This is a genomic window from Frankia sp. Hr75.2 (assembly GCF_949319125.1).
Lineage (GTDB): Bacteria > Actinomycetota > Actinomycetes > Frankiales > Frankiaceae > Parafrankia > Parafrankia soli.
The window spans coordinates 1-2,214 of record NZ_CASGGV010000124.1 but is presented as its reverse complement, the minus strand read 5'-3'; the positions used below and the strand labels follow the sequence as shown (position 1 = coordinate 2,214).

Here is a 2,214-nt window from a genome sequence, read left to right as displayed (position 1 = left end):
GAGAACGCGATCTGGTACCGGACCTGGACGTACCCCCGCCCCCGCAACGTGATGCTTTCGCCCCGATGCGTCATGACGTAGCTGCTGCCGGGCGCTCCAGAGTACGGATTCTGGTAGCTGCCGCCCACGGCCGTCACAGCTGGGTCCTCGGGCCGGCGCGGCAGGCTGCCCGGGCGGCGATCCATGGGCGGCGCCTGATCCGCCGTGTCAACGTTCTGCCCGTACCTGGGCAGGGCGGGAGCGGTGGGTAGCAGGACGGTCGGGGTCGGGGTCGGGGTCGGCTGAGCCGCCGTGGGCCCAACCGCGGGCGCCGGGAGGGTGGCCGGCGCCGTTCCAGGCGATGCGCCGTGCGGGGTTGCCGACGCCGCAGGCCGCGGATGCGGGACCCCGGGCGCGGGTGGCGGGGAAGGCCAGAGGACGACCATGCCGGTGACGGCAGCCGCCACCGTCGCGGCCCCGACCGTGGTCAGCGCGGCCGTGTGCGAGACCAGTCCGGACGCACTCGCTGCGCCGAAGCCGGACGCGGCGCCACCACCGATGATCGCCGGCGCGACAGGAGCAGCATGGGCGCCGGTCACCGCGGCCTGCAGCATGACCGGCACGGGCACGAGTCCCAGGTTGGTCAGCAGAGTGTCCGCCGGGAAGAGATCGTCGCGGTGGCGGGTGCACACCGCGCATGCCCGGGTATGCCGCAGGACCCGCCGTCGCCAGACGGCGTCCCGGCGCCCTTCCCACTCCCCGGTCAGCTCCGTCAGCCCCAGGCACCGCTGCCGTGAGGCGAGCGCCCGTACGACGATCCTTGTTGCGTCCAGCTCCGCTTTTAGGCGCTGTACTCGGGCGGCGACCCGCCGCGGGCTCAGCGCGAGCGCGGCGGCGACCTCCGCGCGGGTCAGCTCGCCGGCCACCTCCAGCCACCACAGCGACAGCAGGTGCCGGTCGGCGGGATCCAGCCACCGCGTCGCCTCGGCGACCTCACGCCGCTGCCCGGACAAGTCGAGCCGGGTGATCGTCAGGCCGACGAAGTCCGAGCCCGGATCAGCGGGCTCCAGCGGGCCGTGTAGATCGCCGTCCGGTAGCGGAGCCGCCCGGCGTGCCCGTGCGCGGTCCCGCACCTGCCGTACCGCGATCGCCACCAGCCACGGGCGGAACCTGGCGGGATCCCGCAGTTCGCCGAGTCCGCGGATGGCCCGCAGCACCGTTTCTTGGACGACATCATCCACGTCGGCATGGCCACCCAGCGCCCGGCCCACGATGTTGTAGAGCAGCGGCAGATACCAGGCGATCAGGGAGTCCAGCGCCTGCCGGTCGCCGCGTTGGGCGGCCCCGACCGTGACCGCGTCCGGTTCCCCGGCCTCGCGGGCTTGCGCATCCCGCGCTCCGGCGTCCGGCGCCGCGGCCTGGCACGGTCCGTCAGCATGCACAGCGTTCCCACCTCCTGCTTCAGGAGACGCGGTGCCCGGCTGGGGACAACACACGGCGCGATCACGAGTCGAACAACGGCGAGCGGCCGCCGCGCCGCGAGCGCCGAGGTCGGGCCTGTTGTCCGGATTGCGATTGTCTGTTGCGCTACCGACCCGCCGGGGCTGCCGTCTCCCCTGCGGAGGGGAACGAGGGCGACACGACCTGGAAGGACTTGGACATAGTGAGGATCAACGACGAGGGGATAGACGTCCGTCGCGCCAAGCGCCGCATGCCGTTGGCTGTAGCCATGATGCCGGCGGCGCTGGCGGTCACGATCGGTTTGGCGGGATGCCTCCCCGGGCCCGGATCGCAGGCAGGCAGCGGTGCTCCGACGGCCGCGCCGACCTCGGCCCTGGCCCCGATCGCGTCCGCGGCGCCGACCACGCCCGCGGCGGAGGCGACCTCGGCAGAGGTGACCGCGAGTCCTTCTGGGGCACCCTCGGGCGGCGCCACCCCGGCGACACCGCCGGGAAGCGTGCCCCCGTCGGCGGCGGCGACCGGCACGCCATCGCCGGGCACCGATACCGGTGCATACGGCAGCACCGTCGACGAGGTCGACGATGCGCCGCCGAAGCTACAGGTCCCTGGACCGCTGCCGAGCCGCCCCGACGGCGAGGTGACCGCCGTGGCGGGGAAGTACCAGAACCCCGTGCCGGGCTACATCGGCGGGAAGTACGTGATGATGTACCGCGGCGACCATGTGACCCTCCGGGGGGCCGGCTATATCCAGGTGCGGTACGAGATCGCCTGGTT

At 73.3% G+C, this 2,214-nt stretch carries 1 protein-coding gene and 1 pseudogene; one reads left to right on the top strand and one right to left on the bottom strand.

Features of this window, described 5'->3' with window-relative positions; translation table 11 throughout:
• The coding region (locus AC559T_RS11795; protein WP_498868716.1) for an RNA polymerase sigma factor at nucleotides 1–1,421 on the bottom strand (1,421 nt) is incomplete at its 3' end.
• Nucleotides 1,422–1,642: 221 nt separating this feature from the next.
• On the opposite strand from AC559T_RS11795, the pseudogene AC559T_RS11790 reads away from it, so the two are divergent.
• Nucleotides 1,643–2,214 (top strand): annotated as a pseudogene (locus AC559T_RS11790) (hypothetical protein); the annotation flags it as partial.